We start from the raw sequence: 7,650 nt of genomic DNA, 5'->3' as shown, positions 1-7,650 counted from the left end.
GTCCATCCTGGCGGCTCTGGCGGCTCCTTTTTCCGCCTGGTACCTGGGGTATGACTGGAAACTGGTGGCCTTTGCAGGCCTGTGTGCCATCGTTGTGGTGGCCCGTCACTACCAGAACATGATCCGCTTGAAAAATGGCACAGAAAGCAAGATCCGGCAGGGACATTGGAAAAAATGATAGGGGTGTGAAAGGATTTACACCCCGGTCACGGGTCGCGGGCCATGGGCCGCGAGCCTGGACGCTGAATCCGGTTGTTCTTTTTCTATAGAATGATAAGGTAACATCGGTTGGAATCAAAAAACGGGTCTTCGGTTTGCACCAACAAGCCCGCGACTCGAGACCCGCGACCAAAGGGCTGTTGCACCTGCAACAGCCCTTTCTATTTGCAAAGGAGTTGAAACCATGAAAGCAGCTGTGATTGGGGCCGGGAGCTGGGGAACGGTACTGGCCCAGATCCTTTCGGACAACGGCCGGGACGTGTGCCTGTGGGCTCGGAACCCGGAGAAGGCGGCAAAGATCCGGGAAACCCGCTGCAACGGGGATTACCTGCCGGATTTCCGGCTTTCCCCCTCCATCCAGGTGACGGCGGATTTAAAGGAAGCTGTCACGGGAGCGGAAGTCCTGGTGTTCGTGGTGCCTTCCAAAGGGATGGGGTCCATTGCCCGGCAGGTGGCGGCCATCACGGACTGCCGCAGCCAGGTGATCCTTACCTGCACCAAGGGATTTGATCTTGCCACCCATAAACTGATGACGGATATCCTGGAGGAAACTTTCCCCCGGGCCCGGGCCATTGCTGCCCTCAGCGGTCCCAACCTGGCCCGGGAAATCGCCCAGCAGCAGCCGGCTGCCACGGTGATTGCCTGCCGGGAGATGAAAGAGGCCCGGTTCCTCCAGCAGTGCTTCCTGACTCCCTACTTCCGTCCCTATACCTCCACGGATCTTGTGGGGGTGGAACTGTGCGGCTGTGTGAAGAACTGCATTGCCCTGGTGGGAGGGATGCTGTCCGGCCTGGGGCTGGGAGAAAATGCCCAGGCGGGGCTGATCACCCGGGGACTGGCGGAACTGACCCGGCTGGGGGTGAAGATGGGAGCCCGGCGGGCCACTTTCTTTGGTCTGGCCGGGGTGGGGGACCTGATTGCCACCTGCACCAGCCCTCTCAGCCGGAACCGGTCCGCCGGCTATGCCCTGGCTCAGGGCAAGACCCTGGAGGAGATCACCGGCGGCACCCATATGGTCATCGAAGGGATCAACGCCACGCCGGTGGTCCGGGAACTGGCCCGGGCCCATCAGGTGGAAATGCCCATCATCGAACAGCTGTACCAGGTGCTGTTCCAGGGAAAGGATGTGCGCCAGGCCATCGGGGATTTGATGAAAAGAACTGCCAAGAAAGAGTAGCATTATTCCACGCACTATGATATAATGTCTTCCTAGGAAGGATTAACATTCTTATGGAAAGGATAGATAACACATGAACAACGAGAAGAAATCAGAATTTTATTTGGTAAGAGAAGAAATTCTTCCAGAAGCAATCAAAAAGACCATCCTGGTCAAAGAAATCCTGAAGCGGGGCAAAATGAAGACTGTCAACGAGGCCGTAAGCAAAGTGGGGCTCAGCCGCAGTGCTTACTACAAATACAAGGATTATGTCTTCCCGTTTTACGATGCCAGCAAGGAAAAGGTCATTACCATTTCTCTGCTGCTGGAACACAAGCCCGGGGTACTTTCCAGTGTGCTGAACACGATTGCTGCCGATGGGGGGAGCGTCATCACCATCAACCAGGGTGTGCCTCTCCAGGGTGTGGCCAATACCACCATTTCGGTGGAGACCAAGTACCTGAACATCGATATGGAAGCCCTGATGGACAAACTCCGGCTCATTGACGGAGTGAAGCGGCTGGACGTGCTGGGCCAGGTGGACTGACCCGGGAAAGAAAAACAGAGGAACCGGCTTCCCGGAAGGGGTAAAACAGGATATCTGCAGGATTTTCAGAGGGCTGTCGTTTTCGGCAGCCCCTTTACAACAGGAGGATGAGGGGAATTGGCTAAGAACGAACAGAAGAAAATCAACATCGGACTGCTGGGAGCCGGCACCGTGGGGGGCGGTGTGATCCTGGTGCTGAACCAGAACCGGCCGCTGATCACCGAACGGGTGGGGGCGGAAATCTGCATCAAAAAGGTCCTGGCCCGTCATCCGGAAAAGGTCCGGGCCTTGGATGCCTCCCTGGCCACCACAGACAAAATCGAAGACATTGTCAACGATCCGGACATTGACATTGTGGTGGAACTGATGGGACGGGAACACCCGGCCCTGGAATACATGGAGGCGGCGCTGAAAGCCGGCAAGAACGTGGTCACCGCCAACAAGGACGTAGTGGCCGTCCATGGAAAGGAACTGTTCGAACTGGCGGCGGCCAACCATGTGGACTTCCTGTTCGAAGCGGCGGTGGCCGGGGGGATTCCCATTATCCGTCCTTTGAAGGAAAGCCTGGCAGCCAACAAAATCAGCAAGATCATGGGGATTATCAACGGTACCACCAACTTCATGCTTACCAAAATGACCCAGGATCATATGGATTTTGCGGAAGTGCTGAAGGAAGCCCAGGACAAGGGTTATGCGGAAAGCGACCCTACCGCCGACGTGGGGGGCTTCGACGCGGCCCGGAAGATTGCCATCCTGGCCTCCATTGCCTTCAACAGCCGGGTGAGCCTGGACGATGTGTATGTGGAAGGCATCGACAAGATTTCTTCCCGGGACATTGAATACGCTGACGAACTGGGCTATGTAATCAAGCTCCTGGGGATCGCCAAGCAGAAGGAAGGCAAAGGGGTCAGCGCCCGGGTCCATCCCACCATGCTCCGGAAGGACCATCCCCTGGCTACGGTGAACGATGTGTTCAACGCGGTGTATGTGGAAGGCCAGCCTGTAGGAGAAGCCATGTTCTTCGGCCGGGGCGCCGGACGGATGCCTACGGCCAGTGCCGTATGCGGGGATATCATCGAAAGCACCCGGAACATCCTGGCCGGCTGCACCGGCCGGGTGGGCTGCACCTGCTACGAAGCCAAACCCATGCTGCCCCTGGAAGAAATCATCTCTCCCTGCTACATCCGGATGCTGGTGGAAGACCAGCCCGGTGTCTGGGCCACCATTGCCTCCGCCTTCGGGGAAAACAAGGTCAGCCTGAAGACCGTTGTCCAGAAACGGTCCCTGGGCACCTTGGCGGAAATCGTGGTGATCACCTACGGGGTCTCTGAGTTCGCCCTGCGGAAAGCCGCCGACGCCCTGTCCAAACTGGCTGTGGTAGCCCGGATCTGCAACATCATCCGGGTGGAAGACAGCACCCTGGACTGAGGAAAGAGGCGCTGACCATGGCAGATATGTTGAAAAAAGTGACGGTACAGGTCCCTGCCACCTCCGCCAACTGCGGACCCGGGTTTGACTGCCTGGGGCTGGCCTGTACCCTGTACAACCGGTTCACCTATGAACGGGTGCCGGAAGCAGAAGGCATCCAGGTGGAAGCGGAGGGCCAGGGAGGGGAATCCCTGCCCCAGGGCCGGAACAACCTGGCGGCGGAAGCTTTCTGCATCCTTTGGGAAAAACTGGGGAAACCGGCCACCGGCCTGCGGATCTCCACCCGGATCGAAGTTCCCGTATCCCGGGGCCTGGGCAGCAGTTCCACTGCCATTGTGGCCGGGCTTACAGCGGCCAATGCCCTGGCGGGCAGCCCTCTTTCCAAAGAGGAGCTGGTGACGGAAGCCACCCGGATCGAAGGCCACCCGGACAATGTGGCTCCGGCCATTCTGGGGGGCATTACTGTGAATGTCATGGAAGAGGGGAAGGTGGAAAGCCTGAAGCTTGCCCTGGCCAGACCCCTTCAGCTGGTGGTGCTGGTGCCCTCCATCCCCCTGCCCACTTCCAAGGCCCGGGCGGCTCTGCCCCAGGAAGTGTCCCACAAAGATGCGGTGTACAATGTAAGCCGGGCGGCTCTCCTGGTAGGGTCTCTTTTGACCGGGGACTATCACTTCCTGCGGACGGCCCTGGAAGACCGGCTCCACCAGCCCTATCGTCTGCCCCTGATCCCGGGAGCGGAAGAAGCCCTGGAAGGGGCCCGGCAGGCGGGAGCCTACAATGGAATCATTTCCGGCGCCGGTTCCACCCTGTTGGCTTATGTGCCGGCGGAGGGAGATGCCCGGAAGGTGGGAGAAGCCATGGCGGCGCCCTTCCGGAAACGGAACATTGAAACGGCTCTCCATGTGCTGGACATTGATCCGGAGGGAGCCAGAGTCATCGATATCCAATAAGGAGGAATCACCATGCTGCAGTTCCATTATATCCATCATGCCTGTTTCACCCTGTCTGACGGGAAGACCACCCTGCTGTTCGACCCCTATCTGGAGGGGAATCCGGAAGGCCTGAAGCCGGAGGATGTGGCAGCGGACGTGATCTTCATTTCCCATTATCACGGGGACCATCTGGGTTCTGCCTATGAAATCGCCAAAAAACAGGATGCCCTGATCATTTCCACGGCAGAAATCGCCAATGATGCAGCCCAACACGGGCTCCGGTCCCATGCCATGCACCTGGGGGGCACCCATCAGTTCCCCTTCGGCCGGGTGCGGGTGACCCCCGCCTTCCACGGCAGCGGTATTGCAGGCGGCCACTCCTGCGGGTTCATGGTGGAATTCGGGGGAAAGACCGTGTATTTTGCCGGGGACACCAGTGTGTTCGGGGATATGGCTCTGCTGCCCCGGCTGGAAACCATCGATGTGGCCCTTCTGCCCATCGGGGACAACTTCACCATGGGCCCCAAAGACGCCCGTCTGGCGGCGGAACTGCTGAATGTGCCCCTGGTGATCCCCATCCACTACAACACCTGGCCTCTCATCGCCCAGGATCCTGCAGCTTTTAAGAAGGAAGTGGAAACCACCACCCAAAGCAAAGTGCTGGTGGTGGAACCGGGGAAGACGGTGGAATTGTAAAAAAAAGGGGGTGTGAAAAGGTTCACACCCTCGGTCACTGGTCTCTCGGCCAGTGACCAGTGACAACCAGAGGGGGTGACGCATTGCGTCACCCCCTCCTTTACAATACGCCTCAAGTAAAGTACAATGATGATTGTTGAGTTCCAGTCGCACCTTACTATAAACTGCTTGGAGTGATTTTCATGAATTTGTATCTTGGGGTCATTGTAGGTTATGCGCTTTTGCTGATCCTCCTGGGTCATCTGGTGGGGAAACATGTGAAAGGTGCAGCGGACTTCTTTGTGGGCGGACGCTCCTTCAATGCGGGGCTTTTGTTCACAACCCTGATTGCAGCCAACATCGGAGCAGGTTCCACAGTGGGGGTAACGGGACTGGCGTACAAATTCGGGGTTTCCAGCTGGTGGTGGATCGGCTGCAGCGGCCTGGGGTCCCTGATCCTGGCTTATATTGTAGGGCCGGCTGTGTGGAAAGTGGCCCGGAAGTACAATCTGTATACCATGGGGGATTATCTGGATTTCCGCTATTCCCACGCTTTCCGGGGAGTCACCTCCACCATGATGGCCATCGGCACCCTGGCTCTTTTTTCCGGCCAGCTGCTGGGCATTGCCTGGATCCTGAACGTGGTGGCGGGGATTGAAAAACTCTACGGCATCATCATCGCCGCGGTGGTTGTGACCCTGTACTTTTCCGCCGGGGGCATCAAAAGTGCCGCCATTGTGAATATCATCGAACTGATCGTGATCCTCATGGGATTCTGCATTGCCACACCCTTTGCCCTCCAGTATGTGGGAGGATGGAGCGGACTCCAGGCCGCTGTGGCCAGCCATATGGCCGATCCGGCCCTGACGGCGAAGTATTTTGCCTGGGATGGCATGGGCACCACCGCCATTGTGGGGTATTTCCTCATGCTGACCCCGGCTTTCTGCATCTCTCCGGGGCTCATCGGGAAAGTCTATGCGGCCAAAGATGAAAAAGCCGTCCGGGTGGGGACCCTGTGGAACGGCATCGTCCAACTGGCGTTCGCTTTCCTGCCCATGCTTATCGGCATGTGCGCCTATGCGGCCTTTCCGGATCTGGGGAACCAGGAACTGGCCCTGCCCAAGGCCATGAAGGAAATGATGCCTTTCGGGGTATCCGCACTGGCTCTTTCTGCTATTTTTGCCGCGGAAGTGAGCACCTGTGATACGGTGCTGTATATGCTGGCCACTTCTTTATCCAAGGATTTGTACAAAACCTTCTTCCGTCCGGATATTTCCGATGAGGAACTGCTGAAGGTCAGCCGGAAACTGACGGTGCTCTGCGGCATCGCCGGGATCTTCATTGCCTGCTACATGGCCAACATCATTACCGCTTTGGCCATTTTCTATTCCCTGATGACCGTATCTCTGGCAGCTCCCTTCCTGTTCGGCCTGTTTACGGAAAAAGCCTCCACCCGGGGGGCCTTCTGTTCCGCCGTGCTGGGGGTGGCTGTGGTGCTGGGGCTGAAGTTTTTCAATGGAGGCAAGGGCATCGGCATCCTGAATTCCACCAGCCTGGGGATCATTGTGGCTGCTGTGGTGATGCTGGTGAGCCTGTGGGTGTTCCCCCGGCAAAAAACTGGGGAAAAATAAGGAAGACAGTGGGGAAGGGGAGCCTGGCTCCCAAAAATCTATTGAGTAACGAGGTATGACCCATTGAACAAGAAACAGAAACGGCTGGCCCTGGGCCTTGTACTGGCCGGCCTTTTGGGGACCGGCACCGCCTGGGCCTCTCCCCTGGAACAGGGTGTGAAGCCGGCGGAAACCGTTCTTTTGGACGAAACTGACGGACCGCTGTCCCATGTCCAGAAAAAGAAACAGGACAAGAAAGAAAAAGTACAGAGAAAAGAAGAAGTCCGGAAAACAGATGAGGAGCAGGAGAAAAAGCCCCTGAGCTTCCGGGAACGGATCCGGCGGCACCGGAAAGAAGAGGACAAAAAGGACCGGAAACAGAAAAAAGCCCAGGACCTGCAGGAGAAGAAACCGGCCCGGGAAGAAAAGACTCATACGGCGGAACCTCCCAAAAAGGAAAAACGCCGGGACAGAGAAAATGAACGTCCCAGGACTCCGGTGATCCGGGATCTGGGGCCGGCGGACCAGGACAGCCTGGTGATCCGGAAGGGTATGATCGCTGTAGTGGGAGAAAAGCTTACCCTGCCCCGGTGGCCGGACCCGGACAAACTGCTGAAGCTGGAAAACCAGGACCGTGTGATCACGGATCCCAGCCTGCAGATCATCATCAACCATCTGACCACCAGGGCGAAGATCTGGGAACTGCCGGACAACTACCAGGAAGTGACCATTGCCGGACCCGGCGAAGCCACCCGGGACCAGGCGGTGGTGCTGCTCCGCCGGTACAATCCCAAACTGCCCATCAAGGCCACCCCGGAACAGATCGTGGATCTGTACTACCAGGAAGCCAGCCGGGAAGGGCTCCGGTGGGACATCGTGTTCTGCCAGGCCCTGCTGGAAACCGGATTCTTCCGGTTCGGGGGCACGGTGGTCCCGGCCCAGAACAACTTCTGCGGTCTGGGGACCACCAGCGCTACGGTCCAGGGCGCCTGGTTCCCCACTCCCAGGGACGGGGTCCAGGCCCATGTCCAGCATCTTATGGCCTATACCACCGACCGGCTGCCGGCCACCCCGGTGATCGAC

7 protein-coding genes are annotated in these 7,650 nt (G+C 58.0%); all 7 read left to right on the top strand.

Annotated features, from left to right (window positions below):
- The first annotated feature begins 403 nt into the window (after window positions 1-403).
- The gene (locus tag QVO43_RS09795) at window positions 404-1,396 is read left to right on the top strand and encodes an NAD(P)H-dependent glycerol-3-phosphate dehydrogenase (protein ID WP_022488335.1); all 993 of its coding nucleotides are present in this window, start codon (window positions 404-406) and stop codon (window positions 1,394-1,396) included.
- 73 nt (window positions 1,397-1,469) lie between these two features.
- Window positions 1,470-1,922 (top strand): ACT domain-containing protein, encoded by a 453-nt coding sequence (locus QVO43_RS09790; RefSeq protein WP_022488334.1) that lies wholly within the window; start codon window positions 1,470-1,472, stop codon window positions 1,920-1,922.
- Window positions 1,923-2,039: 117 nt separating this feature from the next.
- Window positions 2,040-3,350, top strand: coding sequence for a homoserine dehydrogenase (locus tag QVO43_RS09785; protein ID WP_022488333.1), 1,311 nt, complete (start codon window positions 2,040-2,042; stop codon window positions 3,348-3,350).
- A 17-nt stretch (window positions 3,351-3,367) separates the two neighbouring features.
- Complete coding sequence (thrB, locus tag QVO43_RS09780) at window positions 3,368-4,300, top strand: homoserine kinase (protein ID WP_022488332.1); 933 nt, start codon at window positions 3,368-3,370, stop codon at window positions 4,298-4,300.
- A gap of 12 nt (window positions 4,301-4,312) precedes the next feature.
- Complete coding sequence (locus tag QVO43_RS09775; RefSeq protein WP_022488331.1) at window positions 4,313-4,978, top strand: metal-dependent hydrolase; 666 nt, start codon at window positions 4,313-4,315, stop codon at window positions 4,976-4,978.
- A gap of 182 nt (window positions 4,979-5,160) precedes the next feature.
- The gene (locus QVO43_RS09770) at window positions 5,161-6,588 is read left to right on the top strand and encodes a sodium:solute symporter family protein (protein ID WP_022488330.1); all 1,428 of its coding nucleotides are present in this window, start codon (window positions 5,161-5,163) and stop codon (window positions 6,586-6,588) included.
- Window positions 6,589-6,651: 63 nt separating this feature from the next.
- On the top strand, window positions 6,652-7,650 hold a 999-nt coding region (locus tag QVO43_RS09765), incomplete at its 3' end, for a glucosaminidase domain-containing protein (RefSeq protein WP_288174943.1).

It is taken from the genome of Acidaminococcus sp. CAG:542 (assembly GCF_000437815.1).
Classification (GTDB): Bacteria; Bacillota; Negativicutes; order Acidaminococcales; family Acidaminococcaceae; genus Acidaminococcus.
This window is presented reverse-complemented; position numbering and strand designations above follow the sequence as displayed.

What these genes read in the sequence shown, in the direction of transcription:
- QVO43_RS09795 (WP_022488335.1), top strand. Translation starts at nt 404, where the DNA reads ATGAAAGCAGCTGTGATTGGGGCCGGGAGCTGGGGAACGGTACTGGCC.
- QVO43_RS09790 (WP_022488334.1), top strand. Translation starts at nt 1,470, where the DNA reads ATGAACAACGAGAAGAAATCAGAATTTTATTTGGTAAGAGAAGAAATT.
- thrB (WP_022488332.1), top strand. Translation starts at nt 3,368, where the DNA reads ATGGCAGATATGTTGAAAAAAGTGACGGTACAGGTCCCTGCCACCTCC.
- QVO43_RS09775 (WP_022488331.1), top strand. Translation starts at nt 4,313, where the DNA reads ATGCTGCAGTTCCATTATATCCATCATGCCTGTTTCACCCTGTCTGAC.
- QVO43_RS09770 (WP_022488330.1), top strand. Translation starts at nt 5,161, where the DNA reads ATGAATTTGTATCTTGGGGTCATTGTAGGTTATGCGCTTTTGCTGATC.